Origin of the sequence: Chlamydia crocodili (assembly GCF_018343815.1) — a bacterium.
GTDB lineage: Bacteria > Chlamydiota > Chlamydiia > Chlamydiales > Chlamydiaceae > Chlamydia > Chlamydia crocodili.
The window spans coordinates 337717-357848 of record NZ_CP060791.1; the positions used below are offsets into that span (position 1 = coordinate 337717).

The following is a 20132-nucleotide window of genomic DNA, read 5'->3' on the forward strand; positions in this document are numbered from 1 at the left end:
TTAAATAATCTTGTATTATTAATTCCTCTAATGTGTTCCTTAGAAAAACCGTGGATCAGGAAACGATCTTATGTTAAAGTCACAAGAAAATATACTCTTCTTTCATATTGAGGCGTTAGTATAGCACCTTGTCACAAGCTTAAGTCGACGCTCTCATCGGCAAACAATCTAGAACCTCTGAGAGTCTATACATGAGACAATCATCTGAAAATAAACAGAAAATTTATTTGTATAATACATCATCGAGGACGAAAGAACTTTTTTCTTCTTTAAACGATACTGTGAAATTATATACGTGTGGTCCTACAGTCTATGACTACGCGCATATTGGAAATTTTCGCACATATGTATTCGAAGATTTATTAAAACGAACTCTTTTATTCTTCGGATACTCTGTAAAGCACATTATGAATATTACAGACGTAGATGATAAGACTTTAGCAGGAGCTTGTAAGAAAAATGTCTCCCTGGACGTTTATACTGCTCCGTATACACAAGCCTTTTTTGAAGATATCGCCTCATTAAATATCCTCCCCGCAGATATCTATCCCCATGCTACGCACTATATTCCTCAAATGATTGAAGCTATTAAAAAGCTTTTAAATGATGGGATTGCTTATGTGGTTCAGGACGGTTCTGTATATTTTTCCATAGGAAAATTTCCGACATATGGGAAGTTATCTCAATTGAAATTACAAGACTTACAATGTTGTTCTAGAGTAAACTCTGATGAATATGACAAAGAAAATCTTTCTGATTTCGTATTATGGAAAGCATACGATGAAAAGAGAGATGGTCATATTTACTGGGAAAGTCCTTTTGGCAAAGGGCGTCCAGGGTGGCATCTCGAATGCTCGATCATGGCTATGGAACTTCTTGGTACTTCTATTGATATTCATGCAGGTGGTGTAGATAATATCTTTCCTCATCATGAAAATGAAATCGCTCAATCAGAATCTTTATCTCATGAACCTTTTTCTCGTTATTGGCTCCATTCAGAGCACCTTCTTGTTGATGGGAAAAAAATGTCGAAAAGTTTAGGTAATTTTTTCACATTAAGAAATTTATTGGATCGTGGATTTTCTGGAGAAGAAATTCGTTATATGCTCTTACAGAGCCATTATAGAATGCAATTAAACTTCACGGAAGAGGGATTAATTGCGTGTCGGCAAGCACTAAAACGTCTACGTGATTTTATTTCCCGATTAGAAAACCCCTATCCTGAACATTCAAAAGTTTCAGAAAATATAAATGAGCAAGGGAAAGTATTTCTACACACATTCTCAGAGGCTATTGCCAACGATTTAAACATAGCAGTAGCTCTTGCAGCTTTATTTGATTTTATCCATCAAATCAACTCAACCATCGATAAAGTGAACTTCACACAAGCTGATGCCAATTATGTTTTAGATATTATGAAGAAAATCAATACCGTACTTGGTGTGATCCCTTCCTCTGCTGATCTAGAAATCCCTAATGAAGTCATGCAACTTATCGAAAAACGAGAAATTGCTCGTAGAGAAAAAAATTGGAAACAGGCGGATATTCTACGAGATCAGGTTATTTCCTTTGGCTATGTTATTGAGGATGCTAAATCAGGACCTAAAGTAAAAAAACTTTAGTCATTTTCTGATTCTAAACGACGCATAGCTGGGAAATATAAAACATCACGAATGGAGGCCGAATCAGTAAGGATCATCACCAAACGATCAATTCCTATTCCAAATCCTCCTGCAGGGGGCACTCCTTGACATAAGGCTTCTAAAAACTCCTCATCAATAGGATGATATTCACTATCGGGATCTAAGGCTTTTTTCTCCATTTGCTTTTCTAAAAGCATTCTTTGACGCAACGGATCATTCAATTCTGAATAGGCATTGCAAAGTTCCTTTCCTAAACAAAAACTTTCAAAACGCTCTACAAAATCTGTCTCTCCTGAACGCAAAGACTTGCACAAAGGTGTTGTTTCTACAGGATGATCAGTAATATGGTGAGGAGCAATCAATTTATCACATACCAACTCATCAAATAATGCTGCGATTAATAAACCTCTTGGTGCCGTTGCATAAGATTCTTCTGGTAATGAAGTACGCTCTTTTAAAATATTGCGTAATTCATGATCTGCATGGAGATCGACATCTACATCTCCATATGTCTTGATACTATCTTTCATAGTCATACGAATCCAAGGAGCTTTAAAATCAACAGATTGCGGTCCTTGTTTCAAATGTGAGTAGGTTAAAATAGTACTGCCGTCATTTAACGCGCAGACTAAGTATTCAACAAGATTCTCTACGTATGTCATAACGCTATGATAATCCACGTTAGTTGCGTAGGCCTCAATCATAGTAAATTCAGGATTATGAGTTCTATCAATCCCTTCATTCCTAAATACTTTACCGATTTCATAAATACGTGGGGTTCCTCCAACAAGGATTTTTTTCAAAGAAATCTCAGGAGAAATCCTTAAGAACACTTCTGAATGCAAAGCATTCAAAGTGGTTATAAAAGGTGTGGCTTCAGCACCACCATAAACATTTTGTAATATAGGAGTTTCTACTTCTATAAATCCCTGAGCATCCATGTACTGACGGATTAATTTAATAATACGACTTCTCTTTAAAAAAGTTTGACGTACTTCATCAGAAGAAATCAGGTCTAACCAACGCTTTCTATAGCGAATTTCTTTATCACTTAATCCTGCATGTTTATCGGGAAGAGAAATTAATGCTTTGCATAGCAAAGTGACAGTCTCTACAAGAATAGTAAGTTCTCCGGAATGCGTGAAAAATAGGTAACCTTCGATTCCTAAAATATCTCCAAGATCTAGTTTCTTCTCTATGAACTTTATCGGGGTAATCTCTACATCTTTAGTAAGCCCATCAACCAAAGAGAAATCTCTGTTGAACATGACTTGGATTTTTTGATCATTATCTAGAATTTGAGCAAAAGCATTCTTCCCCATAGAACGAAAAAGTACCATGCGCCCTGAGACTTTCACCTTAGGAGTCGTCCTATTTGTAGCATCTTCGCTATTACCAAGAGTCTGCGACGAATATTCTTTTTTAATCTCCTCAACACTAGTTGTTCCTGGAAATTCATAAGGATAAGGATTGATACCTAGGTCAGATATTTCCTGGAGTTTATTACTTCTTTGGAGAAAATCTTCTTGTGTTAGGTATTCAGCTTCTGACATTTTTTCTAAATCCTTTTGCCTATTTCTTATTCTCCAAAGATTGCTCTATTTTCGAAAACATAATCTACAATGCAAGAAATTCGATGCTATCCGAAGAAAGTGGGTATTAAAAGTTCACTATAAGATAGAGATTTTCTCAAAAATAACAAAAAAGATGAATGTTTAATTAAGAGAAAAAGAGAACTTCAGAGAGGAAGATCTCCTCTCTAAAATTCTTTAAGAAGAGATTTACTACTTTTTATGCAAAGCGGCTTTGATTTTCTTAACGTAATTCTCACCACCACCATACTCAAATCCCATTCTAGCTTTCTCGGCTCCACTAGCATCAATAAAGATTAATGTTGGGAATCCGTTTACACCGTACTTGGATTTTAAAGCTTGGTTTTGCTGTTTTACATCTGAAGGTTGACTATTAGACTGTGGAAAATCTAATTCCACCATATGTAAATTTTCATTAGCATAATTTTGAAATTCAGGAGTATTTAAAATCTGATCCTGCATTTTTATACACCAGATACACCAATCGGAACCTGTGAAAAATAGACCTATAGGTCTTTTATCTTTTTTCGATTGTTCAACAGCATGGTTATAACTTTCCCATTTAACTCCCGAAGTGCTCACTTGTTGAATGGCGGGTTTCCCGGAGTCCTTTTGATAATGAGAACGTCTTTTTGCTGCACAACAAGGCAATGTGAGTAATAAACAGAGAGTTATTAAACTTCCTTGCAACCAACGTTTCATGCAAATCCTCTTAAAAAAATAGTGTAGAATTTTCCCTTATTTACCGTAGTGTATTATCCTGTTGTGCGTAAAAAGCAAGGGGATTTTTACATTCGGAGACAAAGAGCATGGATGAATAAACCATCTATATCTATAGTGAATCCATAGATATCTTCGCCATTTTTATATTCGTATGACACATCCGAATCCCTCAATTCCTTTGATTTTACAAGAAATCATTAAGCGTTACTTAGAGCCGTGTTATCCATCCTTAGCAAAGCTTATCCCCTTAAATCTTAAGGAAGAAATAAACAGAATTCCTATAAAAACTTCTGCATCTATTAAACCAAAAACTATTGTACAACCTACCATAGTAGATAAAAAATTAGAAAATTCTCCGGTCAATCCACTCCAAAATAATGAAGAACCTCCTTTACCCATTATTCATGAGCGTATAAAAAAATCTTCATGGGAATGTATTCCGCCTCCTCCAGATCTGTCCAAAGAAGAAATTCTCAAATTTCGTTATACTGCTTTACAATCACAGTGTGTAAAAACTCCTTTGAGTATTCCATGCGGTATTTTTGTAGATGAAGAAAAAGATGAGGAAGTTTTATTTTTCAACAGACTAACGAAAATTCTCACCCAACAAATTTTTCCCTCACGGCTCATCTTACTAACAGGTCATAAAGATATTTTTCACAAGAATAAGAGCTTCTCTTTATGTCTAGCACCTTTAACAATGATACGTTATAAAATGCCCAATACACGTTATCATCAATCGTTCACTAAGGATGGGTGTACTTGGATTCCTATTTATTCTTCAGTATACTATGAAAATGATCCGCAATTGAAACGAGATCTATGGGTAATATTGAATCAACTACCTTTCGCCTATACGCAGAAGTCATAGTAAACTCTAATATCAATAAGGTATTAGACTACGGACTCCCTGAAAATCTTGAACACATTACTAAAGGTACTGGTGTTAGTGTCTCTCTACGAGGCACAAAAAAGTATGGGATCGTCCATCAAATTAAAACAACAACGGAATGTAAACGAGTTCTCCCAATCCTAGGTGTTATTGGTTCTGGAATTGTACTCCCCCAAGACCTTTTAGAACTTATGTTTTGGATGAGTCGGTACTACTTTGCTCCTTTAGGAAAGATACTACGTTTAGTACTCCCAGGAATATCCTCAAGCATTATACAACCAAAACAACATTACCGAGTTATACTCAAACAAAGCAAAGCGAAGACAAAAGCAATGATTCTCACCATTCAAAAGGAATCTCCTTCGCAAGCAGCAGCTCTAAAAATATTACTATCTTATAATTCTCCTCCTGGCCTCTCTGAACTTATGGATAAAGCTAAGATTTCCCAATCTCCTATCCATTCCCTAGAAAAACTCGGTGTTATTGAAATCGTTAATGCTGCAGATCTCGAAATTCAAGAAGATAGTTTAACATTTTTCCTACCTGATCCCTATCCTTTATATCCTCAGCAACAATCTGCTGTAGATAAGATTTCTTTATCTTTATCCTTGGGAAAATTTCAAACCCATCTTCTTTTTGGTGTAACAGGAAGTGGAAAAACAGAGGTATATTTCCAAGCTATTCGTGAGGCAAGAAAACTAGGGAAAAGCGCTATCCTTTTAGTTCCTGAAATCGCTCTTACCATACAAACAGTCACCTTATTTAAAGCACATTTTGGAAAAGAAGTTGGTATTCTCCATCACAAGCTCAGTGACAGTGATAGAAATAAGACCTGGAGAGAAGCCTCAAAAGGAAACATTAGTATCATCATAGGTCCAAGATCTGCCCTATTTTGTCCTGTACAGAAATTAGGATTAATTATCGTTGATGAAGAGCACGATCCTGCATATAAACAAAGTGAAAGCCATCCCTGTTATCACGCCCGTGATGTTGCTGTTATGCGAGGGAAACTTGCTAACGCTACTGTGATACTAGGAAGCGCCACCCCGAGTCTAGAAAGCTATTCCAATGCACTATCAGGAAAATATATCCTTTCAGAATTATCAACACGCGCTGCTGCGGCCTGTCCTGCTAAAGTCTCCCTTATTGATATGAATATGGAGAGAGAAAAGACAAAAACAAAAATATTATTTTCACAAGCAGCAATTACAAGTATTGAGAAGCGTCTTACTGTTGGTGAGCAAGTTCTTGTTTTCTTTAATCGTCGTGGCTACCATACAAATGTTTCATGCTCCTCATGTAAACATACATTAAAATGTCCTCACTGCGACATGGTATTGACTTTTCATAAATACGCTAATGTTCTTCTCTGTCATCTTTGTAACTCCTCTCCTAAAGATCCTCAGACATCCTGCCCCAAATGTCATGGTGTCATGACTTTACAATATCGTGGATCAGGGACTGAAAAAATAGAAAAGGTACTTCATAGTATCTTCCCACAAGTTCGCACGATACGTATTGATTCTGATACCACGAAATTTAAAGGAAGCCATGAATCCTTATTAAAACAATTCGCTACAGGAAAAGCTGATATTTTGATCGGCACACAAATGATTGCTAAGGGCATGCATTTCCCCGCAGTCACTCTAGCAATAATTTTAAATGGAGACTCGGGCCTCTATATTCCTGATTTCCGAGCTTCTGAACAGGTATTCCAACTCATTACTCAAGTAACAGGAAGATCAGGTAGAAGCCATCTTCCTGGAGAGGTACTCATTCAATCTTTTCTTCCGGATCACAATACGATTCGTTGTGCTATGCAACAAAACTATCCTGCTTTTTATAACCAAGAGATCCCTGGAAGGGAATTATGTAGTTATCCACCATTTATTCGTCTTGTACGCTGTATATTCATAGGAAAATGCCCCAAGCTGACTTGGAAAGAAGCTCATCGCATTCACTTATTACTTGGAAAACAGTTAGATATCCACACTCAACTCATGCAAATCACTCCTTGTGGACATTTTAAAATCAAAGACGTGTTTCGATATCAATTTTTGATAAAGAGTAAACAAGTTCTACCAGTAAATAAAAAGCTTCATGAAGTTTTATTATCAGCGAAACTATCACCCAAAGTGAAGTTCATGATCGATGTCGATCCCACAACAACATTTTTCTAAATAGCTACGTAACATAGCAATTAAGATATCGACCTCGTCATGAGTATTATACGCATGGAAATTTACTCGTATAAAAGGCTTATTTACAAAAGTCATTAATCCAATACGTAAATTAACCTCATCCAACATTGAAATAAGAAGATCCTTATTAAAATCTCTTAAAAATATAGGCTGGCCACAACATTGTGAATGTAATCCAAAATGTTTCTGAAAATATGCCTTCAAGCTAAAGATCTGTTCCCTAAAATATTTGCCCTCTGAAGATAGATGATCATAAGCCGCATCTATCGTAATCAACGCGTGAGGAGCTAATGCTGTAGTGTAACGTAAGGGCGGGGAATTCAACATCAATTCTGTTTTCACTTCTGAAGAGGAAAGAATTGCTGCCCCCATAGCTCCCATAGCCTTACTATAAGTCACAAGTACAGAGTAAAAACTCTCATATCCCCATTCATAACATAATCCACGACCCTCTTCTCCGAAAATTCCCATAGCATGAGCTTCATCTACAATTAGGTGAGCGTTATATTTTCTTGAAAGGATTATAAGTTCTTCAAGAGGAGCTAGTGTTCCCGAAAAAGAATATACAGAACAGACGAAAATAAAGATTCTTCCCGATGAAATTGTTCTCTGAGAGATGAGTAAAGATTCTAATGTATTCAAATCATTATGTTGAAATGATTGCTGTTTCCCGGAGATCATCTTTAAACTTTGCACAACAGATACGTGCACAGACTCATCCCAAAATACCATATCGGTATCTTTAGAGACGTGATAACAAAATCCTAGATTCGCCATATAGCCGCTATGAACAACAAATGCTGCTTCAGCATTATGGAAATCCATTATTTTCTTTTCTAAATTCTGTAGAATTGGAGAAGAGCCGACAATAGCTCGAGAACCGCGTGCTCCCAGTTGTGCTTGAGGGAATTCATCGCAATATACACGGTAACGTCTCTCAACTTCATTGACCAATGTTATAGAACGGGAGAAACCTAAGAAATCATTAGTTACAAAATCTATTGGGCATTCGCTCATTAAAGATCTTTTCCTTGAAATCTAGAATCTTTAACTATTCAAGTGTCTTTTTAGTCCCCATGAAACAGAGAAAGAGCTAGAGAATTTAAAGCTCGGTAATCAGGCTTTCCTGTGCCCAGCATTGGAATAGATTCCAGTTGATGCTGATAGGATATCTTCATTATGCTACTTGTTTTTAAGTTTTTTAGGATATCATTTACTTCATTGAGAGTCGTAGAAAACGTTGTGAATAAACATAGCCTTATCTTTTCACCGGGAAGCCCGCAAACAATTAACGAAATACCTTCTTGTTTTTCAGGCAGACCGAAACCTTCAGTAAGTAAGCTCTCTAAAGCTTGCAAGCTTACCATTTCACTACCAATTTTTACGAAACGACTAAGCCTTCCTTTTAAAAATAACTGACTATTTTTATCTAAGTATCCTAAATCTCCTGTCACATACCACTTGTCTCCTCCGAGCCGGACAAATCCTTGATTGGGATCAGCTCCTAGATAACCAGAAAAGAGAGATGTCCCACGAATGACAACTAAACCTATTTCTCCCGATGATACAGGAACATAAGTCTCCTCGGAAACAATCATGATATCCATACCCTGGACGGGAATACCAACGCAGGATTCATCCTTCGGACTATCTTCATTATTAATAGTAACAACCGGAGAGCATTCTGTAGTTCCATAGCCTTGACGAAGAACAATGTGCGGAAAATCTTTCTCAGCTTTCTCTCTTAAGGAATCTTTAAAAGCATCGCCGCCAATAACTGCAAAACGTAAAGAGTTTAATAAGGAGTCTTGTTTTCTAGCAGTTTTCAAAATGTAATCAAAAAAGATAGGTGTACTACCTAAGAAAGTCGCATGAGTTCTATCTATAAGTTCTACAATTTTTTTAGGTTGCAAAGGATTGTAAGAGAAAACCACAGGTAAACCCGCGAGCATAGGAAAAAGAGCGCAGCAATTAAATCCATAAGCATGAAACGGGGGGAGAAACGACATCATGACATCAGTTTCTATAGGATCAAAGAATTTCAAACATGCCTTCTGATTCTCTAAAAGATTCGCATGTGTTAATGGAACTCCTTTAGGCAGTTTCTCTGTTCCTGATGTAAATAAAATAACAGCAACTTTTTCCTCATTCTGTCCTGAGATATCGAATAATCGCAGTAACCAGCGATAAGGAAGAGAAAGATAAAATGCTATGCGCACTTTATCCCAGAGGGAGAGTTGTTTACGTATAGTTTCCATGTAAATTAGTTGTGCTGGATACTCAACACTATCGCCATGGATCTGTCGCAAATGCTCAACAAGCTGTTTAGAAGTTAAGATATGATTTACATTAGCCAGTCCAATACAGGATGCCATTTCTCGAAGTCCCTGACTCCAGTTGATCATGACAGGAACTTTACCAGATAATAGTATAGCAAAATAGGCAATGTACGCTCCTGCAGAAGCAGGCATCATAACCCCGATATTCTGATCAGGATATTTAGATACTTTTAAAGCTAAGGCTATAATAGCCTTACGCAAATCATCGTAAGATAAGATCCCCAGCTGTTCATCCCAACAACCAGCATCCGACTGCATTTCTGAACAGAGTTTTAAAAACTTCTCTAAAACTGTGTGACCGTCTCGTAAACCTATACGACGTTTATTAGAGTAATTCCAACGCTTATGCATACCATAACTCCCCTACATTAGGCATAAGGAACTTCTATAGGAAAACTCTCTTTACCCTCATTAAACCATGAAGAAAGAAAAGCATTCAAATCCTGTTTTGTGGGGAATTGTTTTAAGAAGTCATTATCTATCTGATGTATCGTTACTTTCACAAAGCGTTTTGGCATAAAGAATAATCCCCGACGTAATAGGGCTTTCATAGCTTCTTTAAATACTCTACCCAACTTAGGTGTAGATTGAGTCTTATAGCGCGAAAAAGCGCTGCCCCATAATCCGCTAATACGTATCAAAAATACATTGCACTCCTTAGATTTATGCAATAGCACGTATGCCGAATACTGATTAATTATTTCTTCTTTACCATTCCTTGATAATTTGCCAGCAGGATACAATAAAACACTGCCCTTATTATCCAAGACATTAATAGTCTGATTATAAAACTTTTCCATCTGTTCGACAGTCTTTTTACATTCTCTTCCAGGAACAACAGTTGGAACAGGTATAGCCCCCACAGAATTTAAGAACCAACGAACTACGGCATTCTTAAATAAATAATTCACAGCAAGAGGACGCACATGAAAACGCGGCCAAAATAAATATTCAAGAATTACAGGATCAATTTCAGCTACATGATTTGATAAAAATAGACTTCCCTGATTAGGATTAGGTTTTAGAGATTTTAGACCCTCTAATTTTATCTTGTAGCGCAATTTTAAAGCAGAGCCGACGAGAAAAGCATAAGTAGCTTCGTAGATAGTGCGCCACATCTTAACTATCATAGGTAACCTTTTTCCATAACAAATTCTCTTACAACCCCTCTAGCAAGTTTAACATAATCCTGTCTTTTGATAGTATGGTTTAGCTATTACTTAGGAAAAAAATCACTATGCCGTCTCATTTGTTAGATTATCAAAGAGTTACAGAAAGTATAGTTGAGAAAACAATCGCCGAGTTAATCCGTTATCGACAACGCCTCCCTCTGGTCCATTTCTGGACGAAACCCGATGGGTCCTTTGTTACTCCTGCAGATTATGCTGTCCAATATTGTCTTCAAAAAAAACTATCAACAACCTTTCCACATATTCCATTTATAGGAGAGGAAGTCCTAGATCCTATAAGTGATAATCATAAAATTGATAAAATTTTAGAATTTGTTCATAAGCTAGATCCTAAGGCAACATCTGAAGATCTTATAGAGACGTTAACACCCTATCAAGAAATCTCTTCATTATATTGGCTCGTTGACCCTATTGACGGTACATCCGGATTTATCAAAAATCGTTTTTTTGCAACCGCAGTATCTCTAATTTACGAGGATAAGCCTATACTTGCTGTCATGGCCTGTCCGTCGATAGATCCACATACATTTAAAATCTATTCTGCAGCTAAAGACTACGGCACCTCATTGTTTGGTACAGCAATTGAATCTAGACGTCATTTGAAATCTGGAACTACGTTAACGGGAAAGTTTTGTGAGGCTTCTTTAGCGGCACGTAATCAACAACATCATACGACACGTTTGCTAAGTTTATCACTCCCCGGACAACCTCAGGCTTGCCGTGTTGATAGTCAGTATAAATATGCTATGGTTGCCGAAGGCTCTGTAGACTTTTTTATCCGTTATCCTTTTGCTATTTCCCAAGCAAAAGCTTGGGATCATGCTCCGGGAGCATTTTTGGTAGAAGAATCAGGAGGCATAGTTTCTGATATTTTTGGGAACCCGCTAAGTTATCGTAGGGAGGATTTTATTTTAGAAAACCACCCCATAATTCTAGCTTCTGGAAATGAGGATATTCATAGGATTACCTTAGAAGCTCTACAGGAACGTCTGAATATTGTTCCTGAAGAAAACCTACTCGCTTACTAGACATAAGTAGTTAGTTTTTCTTCTACTATACTATCGGATAGAATTACAGTATCTCGATCTGAATCTTCACTCTGTTCATAAATTTCTTTAAGAATAACAGGAAGCTTACTGACCTTTTGCAGGACTGTCTTAGGACAATATGGTCTTCCAACAGCAAGAGCTACGTTTAATAAGCCTCCAGCATTAGCTAGATAATCTGGGGCGTATAATATTCCCTGAGCATGAAGCACAGCACCTAAAGAACCATTTTCTAGTTGGTTATTTGCAGCTCCAACAACTGCACGACAACGTAAATTGTAAACATTATCTCTATTAATCACTCCTCCAAACGCACACGGAACAAAAATGTCGCATTCTAATGTTGGGAAAGCGTCTTTAGAAACAACGGTTACGCTGTAGAATTTTGTAACTTCATCAAGAATTTCTTGATTCGTATCAAAAACATAAAGTTCTGCGCCTTCGAAAAATAAGGAATGTAATAATTTCCTACCGACAGCACCAAGACCTTGTATACCAATTTTTCTTCCCTTTAGAGAAGGACTCCCCCACAACTGCTCTGCGGTTTCTTTTATACATAAAAAGACTCCATGAGCTGTATAAATTGAAGGATCACCGCTTATACTTTCTATACCACATACCCAAGGGGTCTCTTGATTGATGATATTGATGTCACTAACAGAGACTCCCATATCTTCAGCAGCTATATACTGACCACCAAGAGAATCTACTGCCTGACCAAAAGCTCTGAGCATATCTTCAGTAGGCCGTGTCATACCTTTAGGAAGAATAATAACGCTTTTTCCTCCCCCCGTTCCTGTCTCACTGAGAATTGCTTTATACGTCATACCTCTAGACAAGCGCAAAACATCTGTTAGAGCATCATCAAAAGAATTGTAGGCAAAAGCACGAACGCCGCCTAATGCGGGGCCTACTAGTGTCTGATGAATAGCGATTAACGCGTGTAGCTGCACGTTCTCACACGTTACCTCTATCACACGCTCATAATCTTCTATATTTATATCTTTGAACACTAGGGGATATTTCATAATCTTAAAGTGGAAGGATTTGTAATTATAATAGGCAAGTATTGTATAGATTTAATTAAAAGTCAATTAACCAAACCCTCTTCCTTCTCTTAAAATTCCCCACATGCTACGCTAGGATCCTCCAGAAGATTAAAAAATAAAAAAAAGTCTATAATGAGAGTCGCTTATGTCTGAGAAACAATCTTTATCAATCATGCATCCTTGGCACGGTCCTATATTAACTCAAGATAACTATGAATCTCTATGCTGTTATATAGAAATTACTCCCCAAGATTCTGTAAAGTTTGAATTAGACAAAGTTACGGGTTTATTAAAAGTAGACCGTCCTCAAAAATTTTCTAATTTCTGCCCATGTCTATACGGATTATTGCCCAGAACATATTGTGGGGAATTATCTGGAAAGTATAGTGGGGAACAAAGCCTGAAAGAGAATATTCAAGGAGATGATGATCCATTAGATATCTGTGTGCTTACTGAAAAGAATATCACCCACGGGAATATCTTACTTCAAGCACGTCCTATCGGAGGATTACGCATCATTGATTCTGGAGAAGCTGACGATAAGATTATCGCTGTTCTTGAAGATGATTTAGTATTTTCAGAAATTCAAGATATTTCGGATTGCCCCTGCACGGTTCTCGATATGATCCAACACTATTTTCTAACTTATAAAGCAACTCCAGAGCATTTGATCCATGGCAAACCTGCAAAAATTGAAATCGTAGGTATCTATGGAAAGAAAGAAGCGCAAAAGGTAATCGAGTTAGCTCATCAAGATTATCTAAATAAATTTTCTAGAGAGAAAACAACGATATAAATGTTTAAGGAGAGGTTCCCCTCTCCCTACATTTCATGATTTAGAATGAGAAGAGATAACTATTAATAAATTTATCTGCTTCTCCGGCGATATCCTTAAGCTCAGGGAAACTCAATAAACGCATACCTTCTTGAATGCTTAACCATTGAGTATCACAGATTTCATCCGGATCTGCATGTACATCCCCCTGAACCTCTGCTAAAAAGTAAGTAACTTCTTTGCGAACAAATACCTCGTTATCATTAAAAGAGTAGTGTTCCACAAGAACTTTTGGGAAAAAATTGACTACACTTAAGCCTGTTTCTTCAACAAGCTCTCTTTCTGCAGCCTCCTGAGGGCCTTCTTTATCTTCAGAATGACCTTTAGGAAATCCCCAATGCTTGCCTTGGGTATGGCAGATAAAACAAGCCTTTAGTGTACTTCTATCTGGAGTACCAAAAAACTTTATGGGAATAATACCAAAAGAGTATTCATACTTTGTCTTCATCATAATTAGGGTATATACCTCGAGAATAATATCGTTGAATTATGTCCACCAAAACCAAAAGAATTCGACATAGCAACGTCAATATCCCAATCCTGGGCCTTGTTCGCAACTACGTCAAAATCATCAATTTCTGCAATCGGGTTTTCTAAATTAATCGTAGGATGTAATTTTCCAGTTTGGATTGCTTGAATTGTTGCAACAGCTTCGACTCCTCCAGCAGCTCCCAGACAATGGCCTATAAGGGATTTTGTAGAATTCATTCGTAAATTTTTCACATGACTACCGAAAGCTTTTTTCAATGCTAAGACTTCGGATATATCTCCTAGAGGAGTTGATGTTCCATGAGCATTAATATAATTTACACGTTCTTTAGGAATACCAGAACTTTCTAGAGCTCCAAGAACACATGATGTAATGCCCTCTCCATCATCCCTAGGAGCTGTAATATGGAAAGCGTCACAAGTAGTATACGAACCAAGTATCTCCGCATATATCGGAGCCCCTCGCTTCAAAGCGTTCTCTAAAGTTTCTAAAACTAAAACTCCAGCTCCCTCGCCTATAACGAAACCATCTCTATCTCTATCCCAAGGACGAGACGCTTCTTGAGGAGCATCATTCCTTTCCGATAAAGCTCGGTTAGCAATAAAACCGGCCAATCCAACACGGTTTACTGCAGCCTCAGTTCCACCACAAACTATCATGTCAGAACGGCCAGAAATAAGATGTTGATAAGCTGCATCAATACAATAATTCGAAGTTGCGCATGCTGTAGATATCGAATAATTCGGACCCATAAGTCCAAAATCCATAGCAATAAGCGCGGGAGCCATATTAGTAATAATGTAAGGTATAAAAAATGGAGAAAGCTTCTTATTGCCTACAATAAGACGCTCCATACCCTCGTCTAAAGTCTGTAATCCTCCCATACCAGAACCGATGATAACACCGCAACGGAGGGGATCAGCAGGAAGATTGTCTTTGTCCCATCGAGACATTGCAATAGCTTTTTTAGCTGCAACTACCGCATAAGTAATAAAAGGATCAACTCTGCGTGCTTGTTTTTTATCTAAATAAGGCTCGGGATTAAATTCAGGGATCCAAGCGGCGAAACGGGTAGCATAATCTTCGCATGGAAAAGAAGTGATTGTATGAACGCCACTGATACCAGCAAGCAGATTATCATAAAAAGTGTCTATTTCATTGCCTAAACAAGAAACAACACCCAATCCCGTGACTACTACACGTTTTTTATTCATAAAGTTATTCTACCCCGTTAAGAAGCTAGAAGCTTGGATGTAATAATGGAACCGTCTTTCCATAGCTCTTCCAATCGATACTGTTCTCTGATGGATGAGACAAATAGATGAATGACGATAAATCCGTAATCTATAACTACCCAGTCACCATGGCTTAATCCCTCTACATGCAAAGGAGTGAGATTATATTCTTTTAATTCCTGTACGATAGTCTCCGCCAAAGCTTTTACATGTACACCGACATTCCCTTCAGCAAAAATAAAATAATCTGTGAGCTGAGAAATGGCACGAACATCTAAGACAACAGGGTTATTGCCCTTTTTGTTATCAATAACTTTGGCAATTACTTTTAATAAATTAAAGCAAAATAATTCCATAGAAACTGGCATGAGAATACTCGATTATCTAGGATAAGGTCGAGCTTTTTTTCTTAGGTTAAATAATATTCCAATAATACTTTCTGGCCATTTTTCTCAGTCTTCCCTTAGGCCGCACTACTGTTTTCTCCTCACCTAGAAGAAGAAAAGGCAAGTCGAAGATGTGGTCTGAGAAAGTATGACTTCTTGCCCGCCCTATTTTTTTAAGGTGGCTAAGTATTTTCGCCTTATTATCCCCAGTCAGACATTGATTTGCAAGCATTTGCCCTCTAGAAAACTCTTGAAATCCTGAGGCATAACACATATTTGCCCCAAGTATCTCGGCTATGGGCCGAACAATAAAATCTGGAGATGAAGAAAAGATCATGACTTCTCCTGAGGAATCCTCCAAAGCTTCATGAAATTTTTCTAAAGCGGGATAATAAAAATCTTTTTCATTTAGCGTATGCGCAAACTCCACCGCTATAGAAGAAAGCTCTTCGAAAGAAACCGTTGTGAGTAAAGACGAGACGATTCGAGAATAAAATGAAGGCAAATCTAAAAAAAAAAATCGAAAACGCAGAAAAAACAAACAGCAAGAGGGAAGGGTTTTATAAGAGAATAAGCGACGCCCTAAGGCGTATTTATAAAACCCTATACTGCTATTACCTCGTAGCAATGTACCATCTAAATCAAAAGCATATATACAAGAGCGTCTCATGTTAACTGCTGAATTTGTCGCTTTAGATCAAGAATCCCTTGATCCAATTCCTCTAAAGCGCGTTTGTCTTCCTCAACTAGAGCACTATATTGCATAGCGCGATCAAAATCCAGACCCGAAGATCCAAGAAGTTTTTTATCTTGCTCTAATTTATCTTTCAATTCTTTGCGACGCTCTTGTCTCTGAAACAAAACCTGTCGCATATTTGTGAGCTTTTCACGAGAATCAGGGGAAGACAGCAATTGTTCTTCAAAAAATGCTGCTATATGCTGTAAAGTTAGATTTAATCGATTATCTAAAGCTATTCTTTCCGAAGCAGATAGGAAAACTGCTTTGGTTAAAGATTCTTTTAGTTCTTGCCACTCTGAACGCGCCTCTGAATGAATATCTCCAGAAATACACTTTTCAGAAAACATATGGATTTTATCAGTTAATTCTTTAATAGCTTCTTGTCTGACCTGTTTGTCTCGAGCTAATTGCTCCTGATAAACTTGTTCTGCAGCATCCTGTTTTTCTCGAAGCTTTTCAAAAAGAATTTGTAATTCTGCTTTTAAGGCAACAACATCATCATGAACCAAATCTAGAGCACGTATACGTTTTGCAGTGGCGTCTAAATCCTTGCGGATCTTGAAAAGATCACCACCCTCTTCCAACATCTGAGCTGTACTTGTTAATTGCTCACGAACATCTTTAGAGTTTTCTGCCGATGTGACTCTTAACCGACTTTGTTCCTGACGAATTTCTTTTTCTAGACCTTTAAGCTGATCCCAACATTTGCTTAGTTTCAAACGGGTATCAGAAAATACGGCAGAGGAAACAGCTAAGCATTTAGCAGCTTGCTGTAGATTTTTAATTTCTTTCCGTAAAAAAAAAACGGAACGTTTTAATGTATCCTTATCTGCACGAGAAAAAAACTTGGAAACAAAAGATTCTACGTCTTCTGAAAAAGCTTCACTAACCTTCTCAATAAGTTCTTTTCTTTTTGGAAATACTTGATTCCCTAAAGAGGATAAACGTTGAAAAAACTTACTTTTCAGCCGCATGCGCATGCCAACATTCATCAATTCTTTTCGTAAATCAATGATTCTTGCGGAAAAACTACTTAACCAAACTAGTGAGGCGTGCAAATCCTTATAAAAAGTCTTGCGTTTTTCCAAAGTCTGAGTCTCTAAAAATACAGACTGTTCTTCTTGTACTGTCAGAGGATTGGTTCCGTCTAAGAAACTAGTTACATCTTGCTCAAGGCAAGATATGGCTAACTCAATCTGTCCAACAACAAAAGTCCCTTCTTCATCTTGTAAGGATTTAATATGCCGTCCTTCCTTCGTTAAATCAATGTAGCGACGCCAAAATTCAGCACGCTTACCAACGTTTTCTACTTGATGGAATAATGGAAGACAGTGCTTTCGTATCGCCCAAAATAGCTTTAAATTTGCTCCTTGGTTGTTTCTTAAGGCTTGCTCCATTTTCTCTAAACTAAAAGCCACCTGTTCTTCTATCAATGAAAATCCAGATAACTCTTGAGTAAATATGGTAAAGGATTCATTAGTCATTGCGGCGTCAGAAATATCATCACGTTTGGATTTCGATTCCTCACTAGAAACCACTATAGAACCTTGTTTTGCTTCTAAAGAATGAAAGCTGTTGTCTGAAGTATCCATAATAACAACTTAGGGTGTAGGGCTTGACAAAGAAATAATGAATAGAAGATAAAGTTTGCCCCCGTACTACATTATCGTCAATCGTTTTTATGAACTTATCTACTAGAATTTCCTTTGACGAAGGATTGGAGTTATTCAGAGCAAGTCCTTTAGAGAAACTACAGGAAGTTGCGAATATTTTGCGCGAGCAACGTTATCCTGATAATAAAGTCACTTATGTCCTAGACGCCAATCCTAACTACACCAATATTTGTAAAATTGATTGTACCTTTTGTGCCTTTTATAGAAAGCCTCATTCCTCTGAGGCATTCCTTCTTTCTTTTGACGAATTTCGTTCTTTAATGCAACGATATATATCTATGGGGGTTAAAACTGTTCTTCTTCAAGGAGGCGTTCACCCAAGATTAGGCGTAGACTATCTCGAAGAATTAGTACATATCACTGTTAAAGAATTCCCCTCCCTACATCCTCATTTCTTTTCTGCTGTCGAAATTTCACATGCAGCTATAGTTTCAGGGATTAGCACAGAAGAAGCTTTAAGAAAACTTTGGGAAGCGGGACAGAGAACTATTCCGGGAGGTGGAGCAGAGATTCTCTCTGAGCGGGTACGTAAAATCTTATCACCAAAAAAAATGAGTCCCAATGGATGGATTGACTTCCATAAGCTCGCCCATCGTTTAGGTTTTAAGACAACAGCTACTATGATGTTTGGGCATATAGAAACCGCTCATGACATTCTTTTACATTTGGAAGCTCTAAGGAATGCCCAGGATGAAATTCCGGGATTCTACAGCTTTATTCCTTGGAGTTATAAGTCTGGAAATACAGCTCTAGGGCGTAAAGTCCCTAATCAAGCACCCCCTGAAATGTATTATCGTATTTTAGCTCTCTCTCGAATCTTCTTAGATAACTTTGAACATATAGCAGCTTCTTGGTTTGGTGAAGGGAAAGAACAAGGAGCTCGCGGGCTACACTATGGAGCAGATGACTTCGGGGGGACAATCATTGATGAAAGCGTTCATAAATGTACGGGATGGACTTTAAAAAGTTCAGAAGAGGAAACCCGCGCAATGATTACTTCTGAAGGTTTCATTCCTGTAGAAAGAAATACGTTCTATGAACATATAGAGATACCTGCACATCAACCATGAAGGAAATAATCTTCTGCAATTTTTTCTGCTATAGCTTCTGCTGTCAATCCTAGAGTAGAAAGCTCTCGAAACATAGGATAACGTTTAAACCAAGTTCTTTGTTTTTTGGTATATTGCCAAGTATTTGCAATAAATTTTTGTTTCACATCCTCATAGGATTCTTCCGGAGATCCTTGATCAATAAATTCTATCCATTCTCTATAACCTATAGCTTTCGATGCTGAAGAGTTCTCTCTTATTCCCTGCTCAAGCAACCTATGCACTTCATCAATTAAATTATCTTCTAGCATCTTCTGACAACGTAATTGAATATTATCCCGCAAAAGCTCTTTTGGGGACGATAAAAACCAACCTCGGCAATTATATTCCCTAGATTCTTGAACCTCCATGCTCCAGTTATGCTCCGAAACCTTCTTGCCTGTGAAATGGATAATTTCTAAAGCACGAATGATTTTATTCTTATCATTCTTTGTAATGCTCTGCGCATATTCAGGATCTTTCTGACAAAGATTTTCATATAAAAATGACAAACCATGTTCACGAATATAAAAAGCAAGCTGATCTCGAAATTCACGATCTGCGGGAGGTCCTTCGGGAGGCCCCGAAAGAAAAGTATGAAAATAAAATCCAGATCCCCCAACAAGGATAGGGACTTTATTCCTAGAAAGAATATTTTGACATGCCTGCATAGCCTGATAATAAAAATCTACAGCATTAAAAGGTTCTTGGACATGACAGATATCTATTAAATAATGAGGAATTCGTTGTCTAGCTTCTATAGACACTTTTGCTGTACCAATATCCATGCCACGATAAACTTGCATGGAATCTACGGAGATAATTTCACCATCAACCATAGGCGCTAGCCATAAAGAAACATCCGTTTTACCCGATCCTGTGGGTCCTGAAAGTAAAATCACAGTACGTTTAAACAGTTTTGCAAATGACTTTTGTAAATCTAAGCAGACATCATATCCTGTAGATGTTACAGCACTAGATTGAAATTCAGGAGCACGCATATGCAATAGG

At 37.5% G+C, this 20132-nt stretch carries 18 protein-coding genes; 6 read left to right on the top strand and 12 right to left on the bottom strand.

What is annotated here, in order from left to right; all coding sequences use genetic code 11:
- Positions 1-191 precede the first annotated feature (191 nt).
- Entirely contained in the window at positions 192-1622 is a 1431-nt protein-coding gene (gene cysS, locus H9Q19_RS01495) for a cysteine--tRNA ligase (protein WP_213241547.1), read from the top strand.
- Here cysS and lysS read toward each other — a convergent pair.
- Both lysS and dsbH read right to left on the bottom strand, forming a co-directional pair.
- Positions 1619-3196 (bottom strand): lysine--tRNA ligase, encoded by a 1578-nt coding sequence (gene lysS, locus H9Q19_RS01500; RefSeq protein WP_213241549.1) that lies wholly within the window; start codon positions 3194-3196, stop codon positions 1619-1621. The two genes, cysS and lysS, sit on opposite strands and share 4 nt — an antisense overlap.
- A gap of 231 nt (positions 3197-3427) precedes the next feature.
- Positions 3428-3937: a disulfide reductase DsbH gene (dsbH, locus tag H9Q19_RS01505; RefSeq protein ID WP_213241550.1), complete on the bottom strand. Its 510-nt coding sequence runs from the start codon at positions 3935-3937 to the stop codon at positions 3428-3430.
- Between the two features lie 172 nt (positions 3938-4109).
- On the opposite strand from dsbH, the gene H9Q19_RS01510 reads away from it, so the two are divergent.
- Both H9Q19_RS01510 and priA read left to right on the top strand, forming a co-directional pair.
- Positions 4110-4829, top strand: coding sequence for a hypothetical protein (locus tag H9Q19_RS01510; RefSeq protein WP_213241551.1), 720 nt, complete (start codon positions 4110-4112; stop codon positions 4827-4829).
- Complete coding sequence (gene priA, locus H9Q19_RS01515) at positions 4781-7030, top strand: primosomal protein N' (protein ID WP_213241552.1); 2250 nt, start codon at positions 4781-4783, stop codon at positions 7028-7030. Before H9Q19_RS01510 ends, priA begins: the two co-directional genes overlap by 49 nt.
- Here priA and H9Q19_RS01520 read toward each other — a convergent pair.
- The 3 genes from H9Q19_RS01520 to H9Q19_RS01530 are packed head-to-tail and all read right to left on the bottom strand — an operon-like array spanning position 6977 to position 10520.
- A complete protein-coding gene (locus H9Q19_RS01520; RefSeq protein WP_213241553.1) occupies positions 6977-8068 on the bottom strand; it encodes an aminotransferase class I/II-fold pyridoxal phosphate-dependent enzyme in 1092 nt (363 codons plus the stop codon). The genes priA and H9Q19_RS01520 overlap by 54 nt on opposite strands.
- Positions 8069-8118: 50 nt before the next feature.
- Positions 8119-9741: an AMP-binding protein gene (locus tag H9Q19_RS01525; protein WP_213241554.1), complete on the bottom strand. Its 1623-nt coding sequence runs from the start codon at positions 9739-9741 to the stop codon at positions 8119-8121.
- Positions 9742-9758: 17 nt separating this feature from the next.
- The gene (locus H9Q19_RS01530; protein ID WP_213241555.1) at positions 9759-10520 is read right to left on the bottom strand and encodes a lysophospholipid acyltransferase family protein; all 762 of its coding nucleotides are present in this window, start codon (positions 10518-10520) and stop codon (positions 9759-9761) included.
- 107 nt (positions 10521-10627) lie between these two features.
- Here H9Q19_RS01530 and H9Q19_RS01535 point away from each other — a divergent pair, with 107 nt between their 5' ends.
- Positions 10628-11608, top strand: a complete 981-nt coding sequence (locus tag H9Q19_RS01535) for an inositol monophosphatase family protein (RefSeq protein ID WP_213241556.1) — start codon at positions 10628-10630, stop codon at positions 11606-11608.
- On the opposite strand, the gene H9Q19_RS01540 is transcribed toward H9Q19_RS01535, so the two are convergent.
- On the bottom strand, positions 11605-12654 hold the full coding sequence (locus H9Q19_RS01540) for a Glu/Leu/Phe/Val dehydrogenase family protein (RefSeq protein ID WP_213241557.1): 1050 nt from the start codon (positions 12652-12654) through the stop codon (positions 11605-11607). The genes H9Q19_RS01535 and H9Q19_RS01540 overlap by 4 nt on opposite strands.
- 166 nt (positions 12655-12820) lie before the next feature.
- Between H9Q19_RS01540 and H9Q19_RS01545 the strand changes: the two genes are divergently transcribed.
- Positions 12821-13471 carry an inorganic pyrophosphatase gene (locus tag H9Q19_RS01545; protein WP_213241558.1) on the top strand — a complete coding sequence of 217 codons (651 nt, stop codon included), beginning with the start codon at positions 12821-12823 and terminating at the stop codon, positions 13469-13471.
- A 40-nt stretch (positions 13472-13511) separates the two neighbouring features.
- Here H9Q19_RS01545 and H9Q19_RS01550 read toward each other — a convergent pair whose 3' ends face one another.
- From H9Q19_RS01550 to H9Q19_RS01570, 5 genes are read right to left on the bottom strand one after another with little or no spacing between them, the layout of a single operon-like run.
- Positions 13512-13961: a bis(5'-nucleosyl)-tetraphosphatase gene (locus H9Q19_RS01550; protein WP_213241559.1), complete on the bottom strand. Its 450-nt coding sequence runs from the start codon at positions 13959-13961 to the stop codon at positions 13512-13514.
- 2 nt (positions 13962-13963) lie between these two features.
- Positions 13964-15214: a beta-ketoacyl-ACP synthase II gene (gene fabF / locus H9Q19_RS01555; protein ID WP_213241560.1), complete on the bottom strand. Its 1251-nt coding sequence runs from the start codon at positions 15212-15214 to the stop codon at positions 13964-13966.
- A 17-nt stretch (positions 15215-15231) separates the two neighbouring features.
- Positions 15232-15591, bottom strand: a complete 360-nt coding sequence (gene rsfS, locus H9Q19_RS01560; RefSeq protein WP_213242019.1) for a ribosome silencing factor — start codon at positions 15589-15591, stop codon at positions 15232-15234.
- 58 nt (positions 15592-15649) lie between these two features.
- Entirely contained in the window at positions 15650-16291 is a 642-nt protein-coding gene (locus H9Q19_RS01565) for an HAD-IB family phosphatase (protein ID WP_213241561.1), read from the bottom strand.
- Positions 16288-17952, bottom strand: a complete 1665-nt coding sequence (locus tag H9Q19_RS01570) for a coiled-coil domain-containing protein (protein ID WP_213241562.1) — start codon at positions 17950-17952, stop codon at positions 16288-16290. The genes H9Q19_RS01565 and H9Q19_RS01570 overlap by 4 nt, the downstream gene beginning before the upstream one ends.
- Before the next feature lie 89 nt (positions 17953-18041).
- Between H9Q19_RS01570 and mqnC the strand changes: the two genes are divergently transcribed.
- Positions 18042-19103, top strand: a complete 1062-nt coding sequence (mqnC, locus tag H9Q19_RS01575) for a cyclic dehypoxanthinyl futalosine synthase (RefSeq protein WP_213241564.1) — start codon at positions 18042-18044, stop codon at positions 19101-19103.
- Here mqnC and miaA read toward each other — a convergent pair.
- Positions 19094-20122 carry a tRNA (adenosine(37)-N6)-dimethylallyltransferase MiaA gene (miaA, locus tag H9Q19_RS01580; protein ID WP_213241566.1) on the bottom strand — a complete coding sequence of 343 codons (1029 nt, stop codon included), beginning with the start codon at positions 20120-20122 and terminating at the stop codon, positions 19094-19096. The two genes, mqnC and miaA, sit on opposite strands and share 10 nt — an antisense overlap.
- Positions 20123-20132: the final 10 nt, after the last annotated feature.

Bases quoted from the DNA above. Each gene is read 5' to 3' on its own strand.
- cysS (WP_213241547.1), top strand. From the start codon at position 192: ATGAGACAATCATCTGAAAATAAACAGAAAATTTATTTGTATAATACA.
- lysS (WP_213241549.1), bottom strand. From the start codon at position 3,196: ATGTCAGAAGCTGAATACCTAACACAAGAAGATTTTCTCCAAAGAAGT.
- dsbH (WP_213241550.1), bottom strand. From the start codon at position 3,937: ATGAAACGTTGGTTGCAAGGAAGTTTAATAACTCTCTGTTTATTACTC.
- H9Q19_RS01510 (WP_213241551.1), top strand. From the start codon at position 4,110: ATGACACATCCGAATCCCTCAATTCCTTTGATTTTACAAGAAATCATT.
- priA (WP_213241552.1), top strand. From the start codon at position 4,781: ATGGGTAATATTGAATCAACTACCTTTCGCCTATACGCAGAAGTCATA.
- H9Q19_RS01520 (WP_213241553.1), bottom strand. From the start codon at position 8,068: ATGAGCGAATGCCCAATAGATTTTGTAACTAATGATTTCTTAGGTTTC.
- H9Q19_RS01525 (WP_213241554.1), bottom strand. From the start codon at position 9,741: ATGCATAAGCGTTGGAATTACTCTAATAAACGTCGTATAGGTTTACGA.
- H9Q19_RS01530 (WP_213241555.1), bottom strand. From the start codon at position 10,520: ATGATAGTTAAGATGTGGCGCACTATCTACGAAGCTACTTATGCTTTT.
- H9Q19_RS01535 (WP_213241556.1), top strand. From the start codon at position 10,628: ATGCCGTCTCATTTGTTAGATTATCAAAGAGTTACAGAAAGTATAGTT.
- H9Q19_RS01540 (WP_213241557.1), bottom strand. From the start codon at position 12,654: ATGAAATATCCCCTAGTGTTCAAAGATATAAATATAGAAGATTATGAG.
- H9Q19_RS01545 (WP_213241558.1), top strand. From the start codon at position 12,821: ATGTCTGAGAAACAATCTTTATCAATCATGCATCCTTGGCACGGTCCT.
- H9Q19_RS01550 (WP_213241559.1), bottom strand. From the start codon at position 13,961: ATGATGAAGACAAAGTATGAATACTCTTTTGGTATTATTCCCATAAAG.
- fabF (WP_213241560.1), bottom strand. From the start codon at position 15,214: ATGAATAAAAAACGTGTAGTAGTCACGGGATTGGGTGTTGTTTCTTGT.
- rsfS (WP_213242019.1), bottom strand. From the start codon at position 15,591: ATGGAATTATTTTGCTTTAATTTATTAAAAGTAATTGCCAAAGTTATT.
- H9Q19_RS01565 (WP_213241561.1), bottom strand. From the start codon at position 16,291: ATGAGACGCTCTTGTATATATGCTTTTGATTTAGATGGTACATTGCTA.
- H9Q19_RS01570 (WP_213241562.1), bottom strand. From the start codon at position 17,952: ATGGATACTTCAGACAACAGCTTTCATTCTTTAGAAGCAAAACAAGGT.
- mqnC (WP_213241564.1), top strand. From the start codon at position 18,042: ATGAACTTATCTACTAGAATTTCCTTTGACGAAGGATTGGAGTTATTC.
- miaA (WP_213241566.1), bottom strand. From the start codon at position 20,122: ATGCGTGCTCCTGAATTTCAATCTAGTGCTGTAACATCTACAGGATAT.